The organism is Spirosoma terrae (assembly GCF_010435915.1).
Taxonomy (GTDB): domain Bacteria; phylum Bacteroidota; class Bacteroidia; order Cytophagales; family Spirosomataceae; genus Spirosoma; species Spirosoma terrae.
Genome location: NZ_JAAFZH010000016.1, coordinates 25,460 through 48,078, shown reverse-complemented (window position 1 = coordinate 48,078; position 22,619 = coordinate 25,460). Strand labels below are relative to the sequence as shown.

Genomic DNA, 22,619 nt, shown 5'->3' with positions numbered 1-22,619 from the left:
TCTTTCCGCTACGTCGTTACGTAATCAGTGGCTTAACCAATTCTATTTATACTCCAGCAACGTAGTAGCTTCACAAGCTCTGTCGGTTTTGAAGCGAATCCAGCGAGCCTGAAAATCAGCAGGGAAGGCAAAGGTCGAAGCCTTTCCGGGAGCAACGGTTATGGTTTTATACGGCATCCAGACGCCCGTACCAACCGGGTCGGCTTCGATGGTGAACGTAACGGGTGTTGTGGCTTTGTGTGAAAGCTGAACGCTACGTTGGTCGTAAAAGCCAATCAGGTAGGGATCAGAGGTTTCGTTGGCCTTCACCGACGTAGCATTCCAGGGACCACCATGACCGGTTGGTTTGCCCAGCTTCCAGAGATCGTCAATAGCACCGGCCCAAACGGCCGCTTTTTTGTCGTCCGACACAATGATGTGTTCGTTTTTAGCCGCTGCGTTCAGGTCGATACCCGTCATGACCAGCAAACCACGGTACGAAGCATAATCATTAACGCGCAGGTTATGGGACGCAACAGGCCGAATTTTGGCGTAACCGTCGGCGTTTTCGGCGGGAAGTTCATAGAACGTACCGTGGCAGTTCAGCAAGTCGCGTTCCGTGGCCACTTCCCGGCAAATGCGTAGGGCTGCCTGATTGGTTAGATCCGTGAAGGCGTTGTTGCCCAATGGTAAGCGCCACCGACGGCCTTTGTCATCGACGATCAACACGCTTGCTTTGTCGATCGTAACAACCTGCTGCGGAATGGCAAATTTGCTCTTGATAAACGCCTGATCGTCCGGGTTGTCTTTGCGGACCAGTTTCATGTCGGCACTCAATTCGTAGTAGCCCACATCGGTAGGTTTTCCGCCCTGATATGTTTGGGCCGCCAGCGCCAGCGCGCGTCGGTTTTTTCCCAGACCATACATCAATCCACCCGCCGTAGTCGCCGATGTTACGGTAGAAAGTCCGTTGAACATAGCGTTGGCCGACGTAGCACGGGCGTCGTGGGTGGCGTACGAAAAATGGGCGGTCAGGGTAGTGGCTTTATCGGACTTTAGCCGAATCCATTCGCCCGCTGCGTTGGCCGGAAACGTAACGTGGCTAGCGTTGTTAGCACCGATTTTCGCCGTTTGTAGGGTAGTCCAGTTGCCGTTACCGGTTTTATCGACTTCGAACGTAACCGTTACGTCGGCGTCACCGTTGTTCTGTACCCAGGCCGAGCGATTGGCCCATCCGGCAAACAAAAATGGTTCGGATGCTACGTTCGCCTTTATCGATTCGTTCTGCCAGACGGCCCCTTCGGCGGTGTTCGGGCCAAGTTGATCGGGCAGGTTGAGTGGCGTAAACCACAGGTTCGAATTCGATTGGCCGGGACCCTCGATGTTGCCTTTGGTTTTGCGTTTGTTCAGGAATTCTTTTTGAGCCGAATCGTCACAGCCAAATACCAGCTGGTTGTTCCAGCGCGCGAAGTCACCGATCACTTTCAGATAGGCTGTACGAGGGCGAATTCCCGCCGTATTGGCCGTCGTAAACGTGCCGGGAAACGTCCAGAACATACCATGCATGGTCATCAGGTAATCGGGTTTCTGGGCTGAGCCAATATCCCGAATTCGGGGCCATTCGGTATTCCAGCCGTGAGCGCCGTCGTAGCTGTGGCTTGCCTTCGGAAGCCGGAAAAAACGCCAGCCCGTAGCTTTGTCGCGAACGCCCAGCAGGACTGATTTATGGTCCCAGCCGGTGGCCCAGATCGGGTCAGTGTCGGGATTTTTGTTGCCGTAGATGCCGCCAGGCCCCGTTACTTCCACAAACTGATTCCGACGGATCACGGTCCAGTCTTTGCCGTTCCACTCCGACAACGACCCTGCATCGACATCGAACTGTTCCAGTGCTTTCTGGCCGGGTTCGCCATTGTTCGAATAAACCATTACGCCCTGCCCCGAATAAACGCCTTTGCCGTGAACACCAGGCAGTAAATTGGTCTGGAGGTTATTCGATACGTCATCCTCTTTTTTACGCTGAACATTCCCGTCTTCGTAGAGCATCGTTGGGGTTAACGTATTGACATCCACCTCATAGAAGCCTTCTTCCATAGTCCCGTAGTAGATTTTTCCTTTCGGGTCGGTCAGATGGCGCGCGTTACCCGTATGCCGACCGGGCATTACTTTATAGGGAATGGTACGTACGTGGGCTTTGGCGTCGATGGCATACGGACCAATAAAAAGCTGCTGACTTTCCGAATGAATCATCCGGTTGGCGGGCGTACCTCCGATGCTTTCCGGACGGACAATCTGCTTCAGATCGGGCGTGATTTCGTACAGTTTGTCGGAGGAGCCGAACGGCAAATGCGGACCATACGTAACGACCCAGAGTCTACCCGCCCAGGGCACAACCGCGCCAGTGCCGCATTCGCCTTCGTTGTTGTACATGGCCAGTTGCGGATAGATGCCACTAAAGGACGGCTTGCTCTTCGACTGGGCGCTCACCGACTGACCCGCCAGCAGAAGCCATCCGACCAGACAGGCAGAAATAATGTGTTTTTTCATTGAGTATGAACGAACTGGATGATTTTACAGGTTTTTTCGAACAGGATTTACAGCAAATGGGGGAAATCCTGTAAATCCTGTCGAACAAGAGATAGGACTTACTCCCAGCCAGCGTTTTGCGTTAGCTTCGGATTCGCCTGTATTTCTTCGAGCGGAATAGGGTAGTAGCGGTGCTTTGCCTGCGGAGTGCGTGTCGGGTAAACATCGTTGACCGCTTTCGGGATAACCGTCAGGAACGTATTGGTCCGGGTAAGGTCGAACCAGCGATCCGCTTCGGCAAAAAGCTCCCAGGAACGTTCCTGAAGAACTGCTGCGATAAAGGCATCTTTACTAAGGCCGGGTATGAGATCGGCCAGGCCTGCGCGTTTGCGAATCGTATTGATGTAGCTGTAGGCCAGCGTAGTAGCGCCATTCTGACGAGCTTCGGCTTCGGCCGCGATCAGATAAACATCCGCCAGTCGGATAATGGGAAAGTTGCAGTTGTTCGCTTCGGCAATGGAGTTAGGATCGCGGTATTTGCGGATCAGAACCCCTTTTGGCGTAATAGGCGTTACGTCCCGCTGAGGAACGATCTTGCCCGATACATCCCGATACGTAGTGTCCAGCAACTGGCGACGTTTATCCTTTGGGTCGAACGAATCGAAAAAAGCCTGATACGCAAACCAGGAGCCATACGACACCTTGGCGTAATCGGGGCCGCTGCTGTTTCGGGGACCAGCAATGCCCATAACCGTTAACCAGCGGCTCGGCGTTACCCGGTCAGCTTCCACCGCCCACATATTTTCGACTCGGGCGGCATCTTCTTTGTCGACATCAAAGACATCCAGTACGTTGGGCATCAGCGCGTATTTGCCTGAACTGATCACCGCCTGAGCCATCTGCAACGATTTTGCCCAGTCTTCGTTATACAGCGCTACTTTCGCGTATAGACCCTGGATGGCTTCTTTCGACGGCCGCCCTTTTACGAGACTGGCCGAGTAAGATGGTAGGCCCGTAATGGCCTGATCCAGATCGCTATAAATTTGTTTGTAAATCTCCGGGCGGGGACTCTTGGCAACCAGCGATTCGGTTTCGTTACTGCTCGCTTTGGTTTTAACCGGAATCTCGTTGAAGGTTTTGGCCAGTGTCCAGTGATAAAAGCCGCGCAGGGCATAGGCTTCGGCCACAATTTCGGTCCGGCGCTGGGCATCCATCTGAATCTGTGGCACTTTCTCAATCACCCAGTTCGCGTTTTCGATGCCTTTATAACTGAACCGCCAGACGCCCTGCGGCCCTTCCGTTTCGTGACGACCCGAGTTTCGCTGGGCTGTATAATACGGGTCGTAGGTAAACAACGTAATGGTGTTACGTCCAACCACACCACGCGGGTAGGCCTGGTCGGCGGCAAAGTCAGAAGCCGCTACCAACGGGAAGCCATACAGGTTGATCAGTGAACCCGCAGCCGACGTAATGCCAGCCTCGGCATCAGAAGCGGTCTTGTAAAAGTTAGTCGTGAATATGGACGAGAATACCGACTCTTCCAGTTTGCTGCACGATAAGGTCAGGCCCGACAAAGCCATCAGCAGCAGCGTATGTTTTTTCATGGTACAAGTGGTTGAACCGGGATTGAGCTGATTTGAGGATAAAAGAGATTTTGATTGACAAGGTGCTTCGAAGAAGCGAATACAAAATCCCCTTAATCCCCGAATCTGCTCAATCCCGGTTTGGTTTAGAATGTGATTTGCAGGCCGCCCAAATAGGAGCGGGGAATTGGATACGTACCGTTATCGACGAATTGCGTGGTGGCGTTCCCGAAGTTGTTAACCTCCGGGTCATAGCCCGTGTATTTCGTGAGCGTGAGTGGATTATTGGCACTCACGTATAGGCGGATCTGGTTGATTCCCTTGATCTTGGGAAGCGTGTAACCCAGTGAAATATTCTTCAGTCGAACGAACGATGCATCCTCAATGTACCGATCCGACAGGGGCAATCGGCCGCCCTGCAAGCCGCTGGCATACTCATTATTCGGATTCGTGGGCGACCACCGGTCGGCGAGTCCGGCCAGAACGTTCTGTTGACCCAGTGCTGTTTCGAACGTATAGCGGATTAGGTTCATGAGTTTATTGCCCTGAACGCCCTGGATAAATACATTCAGGTCGAAGTTGCGGTACCGGAACGAAGACGAGAAACCAAAAATATAGTTGGGTTGAGCGTTACCGGCAATCTGCTGATCGGCGGCCGTGATCGTGCCGTCGCCGTTGAGATCCTTTACTTTATGACCACCAACGCGCCCGTCGTAACCGGGCAGAATCGTTTCGCCGGTCTGGCTGATGCCATCGAAGACATAAGTCCGATAAAGTCCCATAGGATACCCGACTTTAAGCAGCGCAAACGCCGACCGGGGGAGTTCGTCCAGAATGCCATCCAGCGCCAGCACTTCGTTCTGGTTGAACGTAATATTCGCCGAAGCATCCCACTGGAGTCGATTGCCACCGCCCGGTAAAATCCGGCCATTGACCGCCAGTTCAACACCTTTGTTACGTATCGAACCGAAGTTGCCGGTCAGGGCGGTATAGCCCGACGACATAGGCAGTACTTTCTGGAAGAGCAGGTTGTCCGTACGCTTGTTGTAATAATCTGCCACCACCGACAACCGGTTGTTAAACAGACTCACATCCAGGCCGATGTCGACCTGCGTGGAGCGTTCCCACTTTAGATCGGGGTTAGGGATAGCGCTGGGGTTGATGCCCGTAACGGGATTGTGATTGTAGTTGTAATTAAGTCCCGATGCACTTACCGTTGCCAGGGACTGATACGGATCGATAGCCCCGGCGTTTCCGGTGATACCCCAGCTTCCGCGTAGTTTCAGATCAGAGATGACCGGAACCGTTTTCATGAAAGGCTCTTCGACAATCCGCCAGGCACCCGCCACCGCCGGGAAAAATCCGTATTTGTTGTTTTCGCCGAACTTGCTGGACCCGTCGGCACGGGCCGTTAAATCCAGAAAATATTTGTCCTTGTAGCCGTAGTTGATACGTCCCAGGTACGAATCAAGGCGGGATTTATTTTTGTCGCTGCTGATACGTTGATTGACGGCCAGCCCAATAGCGTTGTTCTGCGTTACGTCGTTGGGGAAGTTTGAGGCCGTTTGCGTATAGCTCTGATTTACATTGGCCTGAGTGGCCAGTACGGCCGTAGCCGTGAGGGTATGATGCTCCGCTAGTCGGGTACGATACGTGAAAATGCTTTCGTGCAACAGCGTTCGACCATACGAACTGGTATTGCTGGCGCTTCCCCCGCCCGACGCTAACTGAGACTGACTCAGCAGCGACAAAGGCGAGTAAAACTCCGACAACGTAGTGCCCAGATCGGCATTGAAACTAGGGCGGTACGTAAATCCTTTGAACAGCTCAAAATCGACGTAAACATTAGCCAGAATCCGCTGGGTTGTCTGCCGGTTGAGGGGGATAATGAAGTTGAGCGGGTTGGTAACTTCCTGGTATTGACCATTCATCTGATCCTGAAAAGGAAACACACTACCATCTGGCCGATACGGAACCAGCGTGGGAGGTGCTGCCAGAGCCGCTCCCAGAACGCCCGCCCGGCTACTCGTTACGTCCGAACCCGTGCCGCCTACGTTGACCCCGTTGTTGATGGAATAACCGTAGTACAGACTGGTCCCGATTTTAATTCGGTCGTTTAATCGATGGTCGATATTTGATCGGAAGGAGTATCGGTTAAAATTGGAATTTTTGATAATGCCATCCTGATTGAAGTAGTTCAGCGACAGCGCCAGCTGGGTTTTCTGATTCCCGCCCGATACCGATAGCTGATGACTCTGGATAGGGGCTTTCCGGAAAATCTGGTTCTGCCAGTTGGTACCTTCGCCCAGACTGGACGGATCAGCGTAGATCGACCGTTTGTAGACCTCATTTTCGAGCTGCCCAAACTGTTGGGCATTCAGTACGTTCAGGGTTTTGTTGATCTGCTGCACACCGCCGTAGCCATCGTAACTGATGCGGGTGCCGCCTTCCTTACCCCGTTTGGTCGTGATCAGAACTACACCATTAGCGGCACGGGCGCCGTAAACAGCGGTTGAGGACGCATCTTTCAGTACCTCAATCGATTCAATATCGTTCGGATTGATCTGGGACAGTGGGCTCACATCGGTAATGCCGCCACTGTTGGCAATCTGGATCCCGTCAATTACGTAAAGCGGCTCAGAACTACCGTTAATCGAGTTGGTGCCCCGGATTCGAACACTGACATTACCACCGGGTGCCCCTGAGTTCTGGGTAATTTGAACCCCCGCCACCCGAGCCTGAAGCCCCTGTGCTACGTTGGCAACGGGAGTCTGGAGTAGATCAGCGGCTTTCACGGAGGCAATGGCGCCCGTGGTTTCGATCTTACGCTGCGTACCGTAGCCTACCACCACCACTTCTTCGAGCGCTTTGGTATCGGGCGCTAACTGGATGTTGATGGTAGTCCTGCTACCGACTGGCACTTCCTGGCTTAAGTAGCCAACGAAACTAATAACCAGCGCGGCCGCTGTTTCCGGTACGGCCAGCTGAAACCTGCCATTGGCGTCGGTAACAGCACCCCGCTGCGTACCCTTGAGCAGGACGCTGACACCCGGCAAAGTCACGCCTTTTTCGTCGGTAATGGTTCCCGAAATGACCCGATCATCGGTACGGCCCGGATCGATCGTTGTAGGTCTTAACGTAACCGGTTTAGCGTAGGTGAGAGACTTACTGCTCATGTGCCGGGCTCTGGTCAGCATGGGGCTGAGTAAACCCCAGAAAAGAGCGCAGCACAGTAAAAGTTTTTGTCGCATAATATTCAGATATTTATAGTTTTTACGGCGATTGTCCCCCGTATTGGGTTTTAGGAATGCGAGTTTGCAAAGGTAAATTTGTACTATACGGCGAGTGTGCTGAAAACATGACCATTTTATTGATCGAAATTTTGGACAACGTAACCGATTAAATGTCAGATTGTTGGCTGCTATGATTACAGAAAATGGACAAGCTGGAAAAGCCGAAGTCTTTCATTATTTGGATGTCTGTTGTCGGCAGGTGAGTAACGCATACGGGAGTCCGGACTGGGACAAATGGACTAATGGTGATTACATTAGCTTAAGCAATATTCTTTTTAAGCAAACGCGCGTGCGGATTAGTCCGAACACGCTCAAACGGATCTTTGGCAAGATCAAAACCGATTCCCGGTATTATCCGCAAAAAGCCACCCGCGACGCGCTGGCCCTCTACACAGGCTATCACGATTGGGATCATTTCGTACAAGTGCAGGAATGGACCGAACGTAATGCCACCCGACCGGCCGAATTACCAGCTTATACACCGCCACCGGCTTTGGTAGCTGAGTTACCAACATCGTCGCAGCGACCAGTGCTAAAGCGATTCTGGCTACCAGGAGCAGTTATGTTTTTACTGGTTGTTCTTGCGTTTGTTTGGTGGCAACAACGTAGGGAAATACCTGAACCCATCCAGTTTGTGTGTCGGAATCCGCTGGGCGAGAACCCTCATTCGGCCGTTTTTCAGGTGTCACCCATTCGCGATCCGTCAGCTCAATACACGATTCAGTTTGGGGATGGTAAGCGGGAAAACCTGAATCAGGACGATAGTGTGTACACCCACTATTACGAGCGCCCCGGACGTTATTTTGCGATCCTGCAACGGAATGACGAAAACATAGATACGGCTACCGTTTATCTACAGACCAAAGGTTGGACCGTAACGGCCAATATGATGCACGACACCAGTCGGGTGTATCCGATTGAGGCTCCCGACCTGTTTGCCGATAAGCGCCGAAGCATCAGCGCGATGGAAGCCGCTCGAGCTGGTGTCGATACGAATCGTACCTTTTTTATGGAGTTCATCAATAGCCATCCTACGGGTATCGATGGGGATAATTTTGAGCTAAAAACCCAGGTGAAAACCTCGCCCGATCGGGCGGGCGTACGCTGCTCACAGATCGGTCTTACCGTTTGGGGTGAATCGTCGCAGCACACCTTCGACGTAATGAAGCCGGGCTGCGTGCACTGGATTAATTTACAGACCTCAGAAGTGGCCAAAAAAAGCCATCGGGACGATCTGAGTTTTCTGGGGGCTGATCTACGCCAGGGCGGAGTCTTAACGTTACGAGTGGTTAATAAGCAGGCATCTATTTTTATCAACGGTCGGAAAGTGTACGAAACCCACTATACGCAGCCACTAGCGCGTATCTACGGTGTCAAAATTCGGTTTGCCGGTATCGGAACCATCAATACCTTTTCGTTGAAAGACCTGAAGTCAGGACAGGTTTTCGATGGTAGTTTTTAGCGGTTCAGGAGTAGAGAAATACGTTAACAAGCCTGTGTCTAGCCTAAATGCAGCTACATATTGACCTGCTAACTACCGTTAAGTCAATCGCCCAACGGCCTTTAATAAGATTCGTTGTTTTTAGCTAATATTCCTCGTGAAAACTGCGGAACTAAACGTGTTTGGTTATGAGCTAAATATAGTTCCGTAAGTTTGCGTACTTTATTATGTTGGGTGGTGTCCAAAAAATGTGTTTGTTCGGCGGGTTCCGGGCGACAAGGCGCACGGCTCGAAAGGCAGGTTTTAGCTCGTTGGGTGGGTTGCGTGTGACAAAATGAACGCCCCGTTTGGACAGTCTGAAAAGTGGGTTTGCCCGCTTTCCGCCGACAGGCCGCATGGCTCGACAGGTCAGGCTTGAAAAATAATTACCGAGAAATGGACAAAAGAGGATTCAAAACCTTAAATGAATACCTTGAAAAAGTGCCAGCTATTGAGAAACCGATTGCATTTGGCGCGGATGACAATGGCTTTTGGTGGGTAAAATTCAGGATTGACATAACTCACCAATTGGCTTGGCAAGTGGTTCAGGAAGTGGGGTTTGTCTGCAATTATTTATCACTTGACGAACGTTTGCCAACCGTCTTTTATCCAGTTTCGCCACCACCTTATTTAAATGGAGGCCCGCAGGATTTTTTATCTTGGGTAATTGAGACGAAAGACAAAGATTTCAAGCCGGGCACTTTAAAACAGTGGTTAGAAGGTCGCCTTCCTAGACCAGTAGATGATTTGATGCAATGGCAGCTTGATGAAGAAGATGAGTAAAAGGGTAGCTATCGGGTGACAGGATGCTCGCCGGTTGGGAAGGCTTGGCAGCCCAACCAAACAGGGGTGTAAAGGTCGACAGTACGTGCGCTTTTTCGAGTAACTTGCTCGCCATCAACCCCTGTGGTTGTTGGGTGAAGAGCAAAAAACTGAAAAACAACGTAGTGGCTGTGTCTCGTTCGACAGGGCAATCGTCCCCCAACAGAACGGTTTGGTTTGTTGGGTAGGTTTCGGTCGACACGAGAGTCGTCCCGGTTGGGCAGGCTGACAAAAGCGCGTTGGCCACGTAGCGGTCGACAAGGCAATCGCCCCGTGACAACGTAGTGAAACAGCTTCGCGCAGGTCAGAAACGTAGTGAAAACGGCTTGGCGCTGTTCTTTCATCGGTTGCGTGCGTAGTGGTTCGCTTGGCGTGTGTTTCCTGTCTGGCGACAGGAAGCACACGCCGGAGGCAAGTTGGGACAGCCCAACTTAATGAGGGTGAAAAGGTCGGAGCTTGGTCGTGTTCAGTAACGTAGCGTGCTCATCCATCAACCCTCATGGGTGTTGGGTGAGGCAACAAGCTGAGATAACGTCGTGGTCGGGTTTCGGTCGACAGGCCGCACGTCCCCGACAGGGTGCTTTGGGCTCGCTAGCCAGTTTCTAGTCGACAGGGATAACACTCCAAATTTACTTATGAATTTTAGAGTCAACTATTTACTTCTGATCTGTAGCTTTTTAGGGGGGGCAGAGGTTCACGCACAATTTATGAATGGTGTACCTAACTTACTTAAAACGCCAATGGGTCATTTTGTCTACGATGAAGGTGTGTGGCCCGAACCCCGATCATTTAGGCTACCGGTGAAAGATTCAGAATTTTATTTCTATAGAGGTCATATTGTTGGCACGAATGGCACTCAACATTATATTATAGATGAGTCCCAACCTGAAGATAGCGCTTATTTTACGACGTCTAAAACAGAGTGGTTGCAACGCATAAAGATTCATCAACTCAAACCTACATTATGGACGAAATGGCATGATACGAGTGAAGGATATTGGGGAAAGACTGAGGTATCAGAATTCTATAAACATGGATTTTTTTATACTCTAAGCATCATCTTGCTCATTTTATTTCTCTGGAATGACATCGGAGCAGGTACCAGTAAATTAACTCTAACACTCTTTTGGATTTTAGTTGGAATCAGACTTATAATTTTGGTTTGGTCAGATTGGATTTCAAGTATATAACCGCTTCGCGTGGGGGTGCTTCCGGTCGACAGTGAGCACGTCCCGAGGGCGGGTTTGCAGCCCAACCAAGCAGGGGTGTAAAGGTTGGAAGTGATTCGTGTTCAGTGTGGTAGCGTCATTATCCATCAACCCCTGTTGGCGTTGGGTGGCCAGTCCAAGTAGTACTTCCATTTCCAGCTTTCGGGCGACAGTTTGACCGCCCCGCGTAGGAAAGTCCGGGCTTCCATTTCTGGGTTTCGGCTGACACAGGAAACGCTCCGATTAGGCAAGCCTATTTCATTGAGTAACTTTCTGGCGACAGGCCATTTTTACAACCAATATTCTATGAGTTTAACAATTAGCGTTTACACTCAATTTTTATCGGATGATCTCATTCCGAAAATAGTGAAACGCTTGAACGATTTTGATATGAGTGTTGAGGGTTACCCCAATTTCTCATTTCAAGAGGAACAAGGGTTTTTACCCTTTAAATTTAGCCTCACTGATACGCATCTCAATAGTTTGAAAGGCAAGGTGCTTAAAAGTGGGTTTGAGTTATACGTTGACAATTTTGATCTCCAATCAGAGAAACAGAAACTTGTTCCTAAACCTACTTTTTTTCAGAAATTGCTTGGTAGAAAGGGGTCCGAAATGGCATTCGCAGAGCCAGAGATTGAAGACCTTTTAACGGATTGTAAAAAAGTGGTGTCTTGTGTTTTTAACGCAGAAGATAGTTTTGAGTTTCGCTTTGCTTGTTTGACAGGTGCAGTCTTAGCTAAGTTGACAGGGGGAGTTTACCGTTCCTCTGATGACATTTGGTATACGGGAAAGGATATTACTGAAGAAGTTTATAAAGAGGTCAAAGAATATGAGCAGTCGTTAACCGAGGTGACTGTTCAATTTCACGAATTTGCTCAGTGGTAGTGTATTTGTGTTCGCTCCGCGTAGGGTAACTCCCCGTCGACAGGAAGCGCGTCCCGCAGGAGGGTTTGCAGCCCAACCAAACGAGGGTGTAAATGTTGGAAGCTGTTGCAGTTTATGACGTAGCATTATCAGCCATCACCCCTCATGGGTGTTGGGTGCAAAAGCAAAAAGTAAAAGCGTGAGTGTCAGCTTCTCGGCGACAGACCGTACGGATCGACAGGCAGGGTGGTTTACAAATTCGTTTGCCAGCTTCCCTGCGACAAGACAAACGCCCCGCTGAGGGTAGCCAAAAAAGTGAGTTTGTGACGTCGTGTGCGACAGGCCGTACGTCCCGATAAGCAGGCTTTTAGCTAGTCAGGCAAGTTTCGATTGATAAAAGAAAATCTGTTGTAGGTAATGAAATATGACTTATCGATTAACACTTTACTAACCATAATTTTTGCTTTTAGTAGTGCTGTATTAGTCGTCATTTTACAGCGTAGAACAGAGCGTCTGAAAATTGTTGAGAATCAGCTCTCTGACAAGAAATATAAAATGTACTCTGAATTATTGTACATATTTTTCGACGTATCAATGTCGGAAAAAACAGGCGAAAACATATCTCAACAGGATTTAATGAAAAGGTTGATTGCCATCAAACGAGATATGTATTTGTACGCACCCGATGAAATATTCAGAGGATTTACAAAATGGCTTTTGGATTTAAATAGTCATGATAACCCAACAAAACAGTTTAAAGACTATTACGAATTAATAAAGTTGATTCGCAAGGATATGGGCAACCGAGCGACTAAATTGAGTTTAGATGATTTTATGTTGTTTTATATGCAAAGCCGGGAAGAGTACGAAAAATTCAAATCTCAAAACGGTTGGTAATCAACAAAGCACTAATCAGTTGTGTCAATATTAGGCAACTTGGCGGGCGACAGTACGTACGTCTCGAGGGAGAGTTTTCAGCCCAACCAAACAGGGTGTAAAGGTTGCAAGTCGTTCGCGTTCAGCGTAGTTTTTTCATCATCCATCAACCCCTGTGGTCCTTGGGTGGCCCGTTCATGCAAGTGAGTATTTCACGTATCCGGCGACAGGATAACGAATTGATGGTGAACGCTCTTTGCCGGTTTGCCACGTGCCTGTTGACAAAATGTAGATGAAAGCGTAGCAACGTAACTGAGCAAATGCATTCAGCTTCAGTAATGAATCCTATACTTGTTTGGTGGTCATAGAATGGCTAACTAACTTATTCCCTTACTCATTGTTGAGCCGCACAGTATGACCCAAAAGCAATTTTGGCTATGGTTTGTAGCCTTAAGTTTACCGATTGCCATTTGTTATTCTGGCTTCGGCAATGACTTCATCCCTTTTCCGTTTTTTCAACTTAGCAACCTGTTTGCCCTTACGCTATCCAGCCCCCTGTTGGTTTTGCTGGGCATCAAAATGTGGCGACAAAACAGGGCCGCTCTTCCAGCAATCGTTTCTCTTTGTGTGGGCCTAAGCTGGGTGGGTGCCTTAGTTTACGCTTTATTTTTTAGTGAGTTTGATTAGCTCTGCGGGGTCCACTCACTTCGGATAGGAAACTGCCCGGCTAGCCTGAGCGGCACCCAACGTGAGCAAAGGTGTAAAGGTGGGTGCTTGGCCGTGTTCAGGGACGTAGCGAGTTGTCCATCAACTCTCATTGGTGTTGGGTGGATAGTTTATTCGCGAATTCACCAGTCAGACGATTATTCTCTTTATCAGTGAGGATTTATTCATGCAAAGAGCCTACGTGACCTAAATCGACGTTGCCCGCTAGTGATATAAATGTATTATCGAGGTGGTATGCCTCGTTTCTGCACAACTCCCCAGCATAATACTGCCCCCGGACGCCAGAAAAACATTGGCTTTACTGCGTTTCTTTATTCCGAATCCTGTCCAGTAGCTGCTGCATCTGCCGAACGCGGTCGGGGTGTTGGTCGGCTACGTTTTGTTTTTCTTCGACATCGCTGGTCAGGTTGTAGAGTTGTGGTTTGGGATTATTGCCAAGTTCAGTGTTTGTTTCGTTGGAACGGGCAGCTCCCTGGCTGGGTTCGATGTATTTCCAGCGGCCTTCGCCAGCGTTTCCCTGCACAATCGATAACGTACCGGCATGTTCGACAATCACCGACCGGCCAACCGGATCGCGGCCAAGCAAGGCATTGAGTTGATTCTCACTGTCGGGAGCGTCGGCATGGTTGTAGGACTGACCCAGCAACGTAGCAAAATCGGCCAGGAAATCGACCTGACTGACGGGAGTTTCGGAAATGCCCGGTTTTACGTGTTTGGGCCAGCGCACCAGTAGCGGCACCCGTGTTCCGGCTTCAAACGCACTGTACTTACCACCCCGTAGCGGACCAGCGGGTTTATGAGTACCCAACTTCTCAACCGCCTGATCCTGATAACCGTCGTCAACCACCGGTCCGTTGTCGCTCGACAATAGAACGATGGTGTTGTCGGTCAATCCTAACCGATCCAGCGTTTTCAGAATTTCGCCCACTTCCCAGTCAAACTCAAGCAGGGCATCGCCACGAGGGCCCAACCCACTTTTACCAACAAATCGGGGGTGGGGTATGCGTGGTACGTGAACGTCGTGGGTAGCGAAATACAGGAAAAACGGGCTGGTGGATGGTCGGTTTTTCTGATTGGCTTCAATGAATTTTACCGCCTGGCGGGTGAATACATCGGCCATGTCTTCGTCTTTCCAGAGGGCTGCTTTTCCGCCGGTCATCCAGCCGATACGTCCCACGCCATTCACGATGGTCATATCATGCCCATGCGAATGCTTCATCTTTAGCTTGTCCGGGTTCTCTCGCCCGGTTGGCCAGTCGCCAATTTTTTGTTTGTAGTCAACCTGAATCGGATCGTTTGGATCGAGATTAACCACGCGATGGTCTTCGACGTACACACACGGAACCCGGTCGCCGGTAGCCGCCATAATGTAGTTGTGGGTAAACCCAACTTCCATCGGGCCGGGTTTCAGCTCACCATTCCAATCGGGTCCTTCGGGGCCACCCAGCCCCAGATGCCATTTGCCAATAGCGGCCGTCTGATAGCCTGCCGCCTTAAAAACCCCCGGCAACGTGCTACGTCCAGGTTTGATGATGAGCGACGCATTACCGGGGGCAATACCCGTTCCTTTCTGGCGCCAGGCATACTCGCCCGTCATCAGCGAATAGCGGGAGGGCGTGCAGGTCGCCGACGTAGCGTAGGCATGTTTAAACCGCAATCCCTGACTGGCCAACCGGTCGACATTGGGCGTTTTAACGGCTGAGGTGCCATAACAGCTCAGATCACCGTAACCGATGTCGTCGGCATAAATGAGTACTACGTTTGGGCGCTGGGCGGTTTGGGCCAGGGTAGTGGCACTTGCGAGCAGTAGACCCAGTATGAGCAGTTTGTTCATCAGGCAGACCCAGATTCCCGACTGGGCAATTAGACGTAAATAGGCTAACTAGCTATTGGGTTAAACGAAGGATGAGCTTCTGACGTAGTGCCCACATCGACAGAAACAATGTAGGCCCGACCGCCCTCGCGTTCGATGGCTTCGGCTACCTTCTCAGCGTTGTCGGGAGCATAGGCAAACATACAGCCACCGCCCCCCGACCCATTGATTTTACCGCCCAATGCACCCGCGTTCAGCGACGCTTCTATCATTCGATTTATCTTGGGGGTCGAAATCTGCTGAGCATCCCGCAGATTAGCCTGATGATCAGTCAGAAGTCGGCCAAATTGACCGTGATCGAACGATCCAGTAGCGGAGGTCTGGATGAGTGTTAAAGCCTCCCGCAGAATGTCGCGGTTGGATAGCGTACCTTTCAGCAGAATGTAATCGTCCTTGGTCAGTACGTCTTTGTATTCCGTGATGGCGGTTATGTCCGTCTTATGCAGCGAAAAATCGGGGTTCAGCTCCGTAAGCTGTCTGGCGATCCGTAGCATACCATGTTTTACCCGGCCCAGAATCCCGATGGTGTCTTTAGGTTCCTGTGAGTTGCCGAGCACAAACGTACCCAGTGGCGGATGATACGTTTCGAGATGGATAGCAGGCTGCGATTCGAGGTAAATGACACCGCCAACGGCCGTCGAATAATGATCCATCATACCACCCGGTTCGCCAAATTCGAGTACCTCGGCCTGGTAAGCCAGTTCGGCTAATTGTTTCGGGTCCAGCGTTTTTGCGTTGTCGGCCAGTTGAGTCAGCACATTGAGCCACGTAATGAGCAACGCCGACGAACTCGACGTACCGGCATTAATAGGAATTCGTCCCTGCACCTCACCATCAATGCCCCCGCTAAACTGAAAACCATTCCGGATCAATACGTTGATCGCACTACGGAAATAATCACGATCGTGCTGATACGCTAGCGGCAACTGACTGAGACTAAATTGCTCCTGGCTACCAATGTCCGGTAGATTCAGATGGATATAGTTGTCGGCGATACGTTCGGCTGCGATCTGGATTCGGCAGGATATAGCCGAAGCAATAACGGGTAGGCCCAGATAATCCTGATGCTCGCCAAACAGGCAAATACGGCCGGGTGTAGAAACGGTGACAGCGTTGTTCATGTAATAAGGAAAGCGTAACGTATCACGAACCTAATCGTATTCGTTAAAAGAAGCTGTTCGCGCTAGGCTACCTTTTATGTTTGTACTAAATTATGTCAAAGTCATATGACTAGTGACCCTGGGTTACTGATTTAACAAGATTTTAGTCTGTAAAGAATTGTAATAATACCAACTGTAAAGACTGTTGCATAACGGCAGTAAGCATACGTTAACAATGATGACGCGGCTATAAAAGGTTCAGCCGCGCCATACATGACCTAACCTATGTATTTATCGTAATTATATTGGACTCGTTATTGCTGAACGCCGTTCCTCTCGACCTCTGCGGAATAAGCGCCAGTTAAGGCAGCGATTCCAGCCCGATACGGGGTATTTTCCGTAAGGCAGGCCGGGTGAAATCGGATTTTAAGGGCGTATACGTATCGAAAAAGCCGCAGTTACGTAGAAAAAAACGCTGACCGTTCAGACCGCCCGCATAATCCATCCGATACGATTTACGAGCCGTGTTATCGCCCGTAAACTGGGCGTTTGTTAGCTCATACCACTTCCCTTCCCGGCTACGTATCCATTGATTCGAGAATTCGACTTCGCGCTGGACGTTGCCCGTTTCGGAGATGAAATTTTCCAGAAACGAATACAGTGATTTCAGATACGTAGTGGTTTTGGGGCGCCGGAAACTAGCGATAAGCTGCCAGTTGGTTTCGTTGATTGCTTTAAAATAAGCCGTATACATAGTGTACCCATTCTCGACCGGCCGACCACGTAGCAAAAACTGATACGTTTGCCCGGCTTTCCAGTTATAGCGCAGGTAACTCTGACCGCCAGATCCTTCGTTGCCAAAATCGTTGGTCACTACGTTGTTACCTTTTCGATCGAGCAGAATTTTCTGATCGGCCGGAATTTTGCTGGGGTCATCGGTCTGGAACGGACTCCATACCGAAAACAAGATCCGCCGTTCTGTAGCCGAGTTGACCTGCATACCGAAATAGCCCTCGCCAAAACCGTTGGCCATATAATACGAACCGATTACATCGTTGCCGGGTGGGACCGTTACTTCGTTATAAAACCACTCTGTTTCGACACCATCGGGAATGGGATAGCGCAGATGAACCGATGGCCCCCGGCGACCCCAGTAAAAGAAATTGCCGTCGTTGTTTCGCACAAAAGCCATGTTGTCATCAACCGCTTCGCCACTGAGGCCAAAATCCGTTACCTCGGCAAACGTAGCACCAGTTTTAGATAGCCCTTCCAGAACCAGTTGAGCATACCCCGCTTTCTGAATTGGCCACTGGCCCAGCTCATACTCCGTCAACGTAGCACCTTGCACGTCAAGCTCTTTCGATTTTCCCTGTAGCGTAAGGCGAAGGCGACTTTTGCCGTCCGGTACGCGCAGTTGAATAGACAGGTTTATCGTGCCTGCTTTACCGAATCGAACATACGTAGTGATCTTACTGTCTGTAGCCGACCAGTTTGTTAAGCCTTCTTTCGTAATAGCGGCTGTTCGTTCCGACGACTTCGTAATCCAGCTGTTGCCGCCAATCGGCACGCGCACTACGTCTGCTGCGTGCGTGATGGGCGTTTCGGAAGGCACAGGCTCTTTCTGGCAGGCAAGAATGAGTAAAATCAGGGCTTGTATCCAGCTTAAGACGGTCATGGGCATAGGCGAAAAAATAACGTAACGGATTAGTGCTGCCGGTCAACAATAACCGACAGCACATCCGGGCAAGATACAAGTTACAATGGGTTCTGTTTCAGGTTTTTGTTAAGCACAATCTCCGATTCAGGAATCAGATGGACAACCTGTTTGTCGTCGGGCGGAACGGTTTGCTTGCCGTCGGTCGTGTTATGATAACCCGGATAATTCCGAACCAGACTCCGGTTGTTGCGGAACAAATCGTAAGGGCGGTGGCCTTCAAAAGCCAGTTCGAGTCTACGCTCCTGAAGCACTACGTCCAGCACGGTTGGCAGTCCTTTCAGGTCGGTAGTGGTGTAGAGTTCGGTACCGGTCAGACCAGCCCGTTGCCGAATCAGGTTTACGTCGGCAATCGCTTTTTCAGTTTCGCCGGTTTTGGCGTACGCTTCGGCCCGGTTCAGGTACATCTCCGATAAACGTAGCACGATAGGCGAACTTAACGTAGCAATACCTCCCTGGTTCGAGAATTTGGTAATGTACACTTTATCGATGCCATTTCGTTTTTCCTGCGCGCCGGTTGAGGTCAGCTTTCTGACCAGAAACGACCGGCGTTTGTCGTTCGGGAATTTGTTGATCAGATCCTGGTATTCCTGCGAGGCATAAATTTCGCCCCAGCCCACACCACCCGGCGAGGTGTAATACATAGAGCCAATCGCACTCCAGGTGCGGTCGTCTTTCAACGTATGTTTGATCGCGTAGATCACTTCCCGGTTCTGTTCATTTTCGACAGTATAAAAATCGGGTACCTGCGTCGACGTAGCGAGCGCATAACGGCTGTCGGCAATGACCAGATTTGCGTAGGTGATAGCGTTGGCATTGTCGTTCATGTAGAGATATACCCGCGAGAGCAGGGCGTTGGCGGCTGTTGCACTGGCGTAGCTGTTGGTACGTACCGTAGTCATGAGTTTGGCGGCCCGCTGGAGTTCACTGACCACAAAGGCATACACTTCTTTCACGCTAGCGCGGCTGGCATTATCGTCGGCTTTGGTATCTGTTTTGATGATGATCCCCGAGTTTGTTTCCGGGCTCTGCGTGTAAGGCCGCCCGAAAATGCGTACCAGATCGAAATGCACCATGGCCCGTAAAAATAGGTTTTCGCCCAGAATCTGGTCCATTTCTTTCGACGTACCTTCTTTAACGGCGCCAATTACTTTGTTACAGCCGATAATGACCTGATAGCCTTTTCGGTAAAACGCCAGCGCATTGCCCTGATCGGAAGTATGTCGATACGTATACGTCAGAAAGAGCGGGTCGGTCGTTGTTCCGCTCAGCGTTACGTTGTCGCCGGGGAACTCGTTGATCTGAAACAGATTGCGGGTGTAGTCGGCATCCTTAATGAATGTATAATTGCCATCCGTGGCGGCTCGTAGGCCCTGCGCGTTTTGCAGGATAGCGTCTTCGGGCAGACCATTGTACGGTTTTTTGTCGATGCTACAGGCCGATGTCAGAAAAACCAGCCCCAGCAGTGTATAACGGGAAAATAAAGCTTTCATGGATTGGTGTTGCTTAGAAATTGAGTTGAACGCCAAAGACAAATTTCTTGCTGAACGGATATTTCGTGCCGACTTCGCCAGTCTCCGTTACGTCGGGATCGATACCCGAAAATTTGGTGATCGTAAACAGGTTATCGGCTGAGGCCGACAGCCGGACACCGTTGAGTTTGGCGCGGTTCAGCAGCGATTTAGGCAGATCGTAGTTCAGCGTAATATTCCGCAAACGGAGATAATTGCCATTTTCGAGGAAGCGCGATGAGGGGCGTTGCGAATTTTTGTTACCACCAATTACGTATTTCGGATGAGTGGCCACGTCGCCCGCTTTTTCCCAGCGGCTCCAGCCCGATTGCAGCGCCAGTAGGTTATACCGGTCGTAGGCACCGTCGTTGTCGAACAGGTTGCGGTCGCCGTTATAGATGGTGGCTCCGGCTGCGTAGGTGAAAAAGACGTTCAGTTCCAGTCCTTTCCAGCTCAACACCTGACGAATACCACCGAACAGTTTAGGGTTGGCATTGCTGCCGATAAACTGCAGGGTAGCTTCGTTGTAGTTATTGGTGGTTGTGGTGGTACCGTCGGCGTTAACTTTCTGCCAGAGCGGGTCGCCAGTGGCCGGGTCAACCCCTTCCCAACGACGCATATACCAGCTATTGAGTGGCATATCCAGCGCGAAGGGGCGCATGTTGTTAGCCACAAACGTCCGGTCGCCGTACAGAGCCGTAACTTTATTGCGATTCAGGCCAGCGTTTAGTTCGGCCCGCCATTTTAAGGGCGTGTTTTGCAGGATATCAGCTGATAAGACAATCTCAAGTCCCTGGTTTCGAACGGCCCCCACGTTTTCAGTAATGGATGCATAGCCGCTGGTGCCCTGCAACGGTCGGTTGAACAGCAGGTCGTTCGTCAGCCGGTTGTAGGCATCGACCGATACGTTGAGCCGATTCCACAACGTAGCGTCGACCCCGATGTTGGCATTGTTGGACACCTCCCACGATAAATCTGGATTTTCGATACGGACGGGCGTAGCCGACGGTATTCCGGCATACTGCCCCGTCAGGCTATATAGCCCCTGCGATGCGTAGTCGCTAACACCACCATCAAACGTACCGTCGACCCGATACCCATTCATACCACTGGCGCTACCCGTAGTACCGTAGCTGAGCCGGAATTTGAGGTTGTTCAGCGTTGTATTGTTGTTCAGGAAGGCTTCGTTAGAGGCAATCCAGGTCAGCCCCACGGCGTAAAAATTGCCATAACGCCGGTTACGTCCGAACTTCGATGAGCCATCACGCCGGAACGACGTAGTGAACAGGTATTTCTCCTTGTACCCATAATTAGCCTGCATCAGATACGACTGAAACGCATTATCCATCTTGTTGCCGCCGATGCTCTCGGGCTGTGACGTAGCATCCAGAATATTCAGGCCGGAGAAAATTCCTTTACCCGTGGCACTCAGCGATTGGAAATAATTTGTCTGGTACTCATACCCGGCTAGCCCGTCGAGGCTATGACCCTCACCAAAGCTGTGCCGAAACTTGAACAGATTGGATGTCAGCAACGTATAAATACGACTGTTATAATTGGACAGTCGACCCAGTACGTCAGCGGCTGCGTTGCCGCGCAGATCCTGACTGCTCTCGCTGCCATATACGGTTGTTTGCCCCCGGTTGGTGGTTGAGAACGAGAGCCAGGGCAGCAGGTCGTATTCGGCTTTCAGCAGCACATCGCCCGCCAGCGTGTTTTCCTTGAACGTATTGAATTGCTGGTTGTAGACGAAGTTGGCATTGTCGCGTCCATACCATTTTTTAGCGCCTGTTATGGGGTTGTAAGGCACACCATTGTAGTATGGATCATCGTAGGGAAGGTACGTATAAGCTCCGTACAGTGAGCCGTTGCTGTTGTCAATGCCGCGTGTGAGTGTACCCGCCGTATTCATGCTGACCCGGAACTTATCGCTCACGTTATGGCTGAAATTGAGCCGCAGGCCAAACCGGTTCAGGCCCGTACCTTTCAGAATACCGTCTTCCTGATAATAGTTACCACTCAGAAAAAAACGGGTTTTATCGCTGCCACCCGACGCGCTTACCTCTGCCAGCGTATTGGTAGCTGGCCGGAATGCGATGTCGAACCAGTTTGTGTTGGCATTGGCTTCTGGGGTTGGCAGGTAATCGTTCAGCACACCCGTTGGACGGTCGCGCTGGAAGACCGCTTTTTGCAGATCATATAATTCCTGACCATTCGTCAGCCGAAAGTTCCCCAGACTCAGATAGCCGACGCCTTTGTTGAAACGGGCACTCAGTTGGGTTTTGCCAGCCGTTCCCCGGCGGGTTGTCACCACAATAACCCCGTTAGAAGCACGGGCACCGTATAAGGCTGTGGCTGAGGCATCTTTCAGAACTGTAATCGACTCAATATCGCTTGGGTTGGGAATCCCGCCAATTACGCCATCCACTACGTAGAGCGGGTCCGAGCTGGCCGTCAACGTACCAATACCCCGGATCAACACTTTGGGTGGGGTTCGGGGATCGCCGGAACTGTTTCCGACAAATACACCCGCTGCCTTACCCTGAAGCATTTGGCCAACGTTGTTGGCCGTTACGTCCTTCAGTTCCTTCGCTGATACAGCCTGCGCTGAACCCGTCAGGTTTTTCTGGGTTGTGGTCGTATAGCCCAGAACAACCACTTCGTTCAGGCTTTTGTTGTCGCTGGCCAATTGGACGTTGATTGCCGTTTGGGCGCCAACCGTTACGTCCTGCGATACGTACCCCACGGAGCTGAATACCAGCACCGCATTGGTTCCGGAAACCGATAGCTGATAGCGCCCGTCGCCATCAGTAACGGTTCCGCGGGTCAGACCTTTCACTACGACGTTTACACCAGGCAGACCTTTACCGGTTTCTTTATCCGAGACTGTTCCATTCACGGTTATTGAGCCCTGGGCCTGAGCGGATACCGATCCCTGAGCCTGGGCGGATACCGCCAGTAAGACCAGACCAAGACCCCAGAGCCAGCGTACCGACTGGCGGATAATTTGCTTTGCTGATAGAAGTGTGTGTTGCATATTGGTGATCGGTTTATAAGCTGGAAAGGA

16 protein-coding genes are annotated in these 22,619 nt (G+C 50.7%); 5 read left to right on the top strand and 11 right to left on the bottom strand.

Annotated elements, in window-relative coordinates; all coding sequences use genetic code 11:
• Positions 1-42: 42 nt before the first annotated feature.
• The 3 genes from GK108_RS25380 to GK108_RS25370 all read right to left on the bottom strand — a co-directional run bounded on the left by GK108_RS25380 (position 43) and on the right by GK108_RS25370 (position 7,336).
• Positions 43-2,523 (bottom strand): hypothetical protein, encoded by a 2,481-nt coding sequence (locus GK108_RS25380; RefSeq protein WP_163954387.1) that lies wholly within the window; start codon positions 2,521-2,523, stop codon positions 43-45.
• A gap of 98 nt (positions 2,524-2,621) precedes the next feature.
• Positions 2,622-4,106, bottom strand: coding sequence for a RagB/SusD family nutrient uptake outer membrane protein (locus GK108_RS25375; RefSeq protein WP_163954386.1), 1,485 nt, complete (start codon positions 4,104-4,106; stop codon positions 2,622-2,624).
• 125 nt (positions 4,107-4,231) lie between these two features.
• A complete protein-coding gene (locus GK108_RS25370; protein WP_163954385.1) occupies positions 4,232-7,336 on the bottom strand; it encodes a SusC/RagA family TonB-linked outer membrane protein in 3,105 nt (1,034 codons plus the stop codon).
• A 172-nt stretch (positions 7,337-7,508) separates the two neighbouring features.
• Between GK108_RS25370 and GK108_RS25365 the strand changes: the two genes are divergently transcribed.
• Both GK108_RS25365 and GK108_RS25360 read left to right on the top strand, forming a co-directional pair.
• Positions 7,509-8,840 (top strand): hypothetical protein, encoded by a 1,332-nt coding sequence (locus GK108_RS25365; protein WP_163954384.1) that lies wholly within the window; start codon positions 7,509-7,511, stop codon positions 8,838-8,840.
• A gap of 414 nt (positions 8,841-9,254) precedes the next feature.
• On the top strand, positions 9,255-9,641 hold the full coding sequence (locus GK108_RS25360; protein WP_163954383.1) for a hypothetical protein: 387 nt from the start codon (positions 9,255-9,257) through the stop codon (positions 9,639-9,641).
• Between the two features lie 8 nt (positions 9,642-9,649).
• Here the strand turns inward: GK108_RS25360 and GK108_RS25355 are convergent, their stop codons facing one another.
• Positions 9,650-10,024, bottom strand: coding sequence for a hypothetical protein (locus GK108_RS25355; RefSeq protein WP_163954382.1), 375 nt, complete (start codon positions 10,022-10,024; stop codon positions 9,650-9,652).
• A gap of 291 nt (positions 10,025-10,315) precedes the next feature.
• Here GK108_RS25355 and GK108_RS25350 point away from each other — a divergent pair, with 291 nt between their 5' ends.
• Positions 10,316-10,870, top strand: coding sequence for a hypothetical protein (locus GK108_RS25350; protein ID WP_163954381.1), 555 nt, complete (start codon positions 10,316-10,318; stop codon positions 10,868-10,870).
• Here GK108_RS25350 and GK108_RS25345 read toward each other — a convergent pair.
• Positions 10,859-11,041, bottom strand: a complete 183-nt coding sequence (locus tag GK108_RS25345) for a hypothetical protein (protein ID WP_163954380.1) — start codon at positions 11,039-11,041, stop codon at positions 10,859-10,861. The genes GK108_RS25350 and GK108_RS25345 overlap by 12 nt on opposite strands.
• A 153-nt stretch (positions 11,042-11,194) precedes the next feature.
• Between GK108_RS25345 and GK108_RS25340 the strand changes: the two genes are divergently transcribed.
• Entirely contained in the window at positions 11,195-11,773 is a 579-nt protein-coding gene (locus GK108_RS25340) for a hypothetical protein (protein WP_163954379.1), read from the top strand.
• Positions 11,774-12,169: 396 nt separating this feature from the next.
• Positions 12,170-12,649: a hypothetical protein gene (locus GK108_RS25335; protein WP_163954378.1), complete on the top strand. Its 480-nt coding sequence runs from the start codon at positions 12,170-12,172 to the stop codon at positions 12,647-12,649.
• 662 nt (positions 12,650-13,311) lie between these two features.
• On the opposite strand, the gene GK108_RS31440 is transcribed toward GK108_RS25335, so the two are convergent.
• The 6 genes from GK108_RS31440 to GK108_RS25310 all read right to left on the bottom strand — a co-directional run bounded on the left by GK108_RS31440 (position 13,312) and on the right by GK108_RS25310 (position 22,589).
• The gene (locus tag GK108_RS31440) at positions 13,312-13,446 is read right to left on the bottom strand and encodes a hypothetical protein (protein ID WP_262887461.1); all 135 of its coding nucleotides are present in this window, start codon (positions 13,444-13,446) and stop codon (positions 13,312-13,314) included.
• A 206-nt stretch (positions 13,447-13,652) separates the two neighbouring features.
• Positions 13,653-15,188, bottom strand: a complete 1,536-nt coding sequence (locus tag GK108_RS25330) for a sulfatase family protein (protein ID WP_163954377.1) — start codon at positions 15,186-15,188, stop codon at positions 13,653-13,655.
• 44 nt (positions 15,189-15,232) lie between these two features.
• The gene (locus GK108_RS25325) at positions 15,233-16,348 is read right to left on the bottom strand and encodes a GHMP family kinase ATP-binding protein (RefSeq protein ID WP_163954376.1); all 1,116 of its coding nucleotides are present in this window, start codon (positions 16,346-16,348) and stop codon (positions 15,233-15,235) included.
• 340 nt (positions 16,349-16,688) lie between these two features.
• Complete coding sequence (locus GK108_RS25320) at positions 16,689-18,008, bottom strand: DUF3472 domain-containing protein (RefSeq protein WP_246225168.1); 1,320 nt, start codon at positions 18,006-18,008, stop codon at positions 16,689-16,691.
• Positions 18,009-18,082: 74 nt separating this feature from the next.
• On the bottom strand, positions 18,083-19,534 hold the full coding sequence (locus GK108_RS25315) for a RagB/SusD family nutrient uptake outer membrane protein (protein WP_163954375.1): 1,452 nt from the start codon (positions 19,532-19,534) through the stop codon (positions 18,083-18,085).
• A 13-nt stretch (positions 19,535-19,547) separates the two neighbouring features.
• Entirely contained in the window at positions 19,548-22,589 is a 3,042-nt protein-coding gene (locus GK108_RS25310; protein ID WP_163954374.1) for a SusC/RagA family TonB-linked outer membrane protein, read from the bottom strand.
• Positions 22,590-22,619: the final 30 nt, after the last annotated feature.

Coding starts and splice junctions, on each gene's coding strand:
- GK108_RS25375 (WP_163954386.1), bottom strand. CDS start 4,106: ATGAAAAAACATACGCTGCTGCTGATGGCTTTGTCGGGCCTGACCTTA.
- GK108_RS25330 (WP_163954377.1), bottom strand. CDS start 15,188: ATGAACAAACTGCTCATACTGGGTCTACTGCTCGCAAGTGCCACTACC.
- GK108_RS25360 (WP_163954383.1), top strand. CDS start 9,255: ATGGACAAAAGAGGATTCAAAACCTTAAATGAATACCTTGAAAAAGTG.
- GK108_RS25355 (WP_163954382.1), bottom strand. CDS start 10,024: ATGAAAGAACAGCGCCAAGCCGTTTTCACTACGTTTCTGACCTGCGCG.
- GK108_RS25335 (WP_163954378.1), top strand. CDS start 12,170: ATGAAATATGACTTATCGATTAACACTTTACTAACCATAATTTTTGCT.
- GK108_RS25315 (WP_163954375.1), bottom strand. CDS start 19,534: ATGAAAGCTTTATTTTCCCGTTATACACTGCTGGGGCTGGTTTTTCTG.
- GK108_RS25310 (WP_163954374.1), bottom strand. CDS start 22,589: ATGCAACACACACTTCTATCAGCAAAGCAAATTATCCGCCAGTCGGTA.
- GK108_RS31440 (WP_262887461.1), bottom strand. CDS start 13,446: ATGAGAGTTGATGGACAACTCGCTACGTCCCTGAACACGGCCAAGCAC.
- GK108_RS25350 (WP_163954381.1), top strand. CDS start 10,316: ATGAATTTTAGAGTCAACTATTTACTTCTGATCTGTAGCTTTTTAGGG.
- GK108_RS25370 (WP_163954385.1), bottom strand. CDS start 7,336: ATGCGACAAAAACTTTTACTGTGCTGCGCTCTTTTCTGGGGTTTACTC.
- GK108_RS25365 (WP_163954384.1), top strand. CDS start 7,509: ATGATTACAGAAAATGGACAAGCTGGAAAAGCCGAAGTCTTTCATTAT.
- GK108_RS25345 (WP_163954380.1), bottom strand. CDS start 11,041: ATGGAAGTACTACTTGGACTGGCCACCCAACGCCAACAGGGGTTGATG.
- GK108_RS25340 (WP_163954379.1), top strand. CDS start 11,195: ATGAGTTTAACAATTAGCGTTTACACTCAATTTTTATCGGATGATCTC.
- GK108_RS25325 (WP_163954376.1), bottom strand. CDS start 16,348: ATGAACAACGCTGTCACCGTTTCTACACCCGGCCGTATTTGCCTGTTT.
- GK108_RS25320 (WP_246225168.1), bottom strand. CDS start 18,008: ATGCCCATGACCGTCTTAAGCTGGATACAAGCCCTGATTTTACTCATT.
- GK108_RS25380 (WP_163954387.1), bottom strand. CDS start 2,523: ATGAAAAAACACATTATTTCTGCCTGTCTGGTCGGATGGCTTCTGCTG.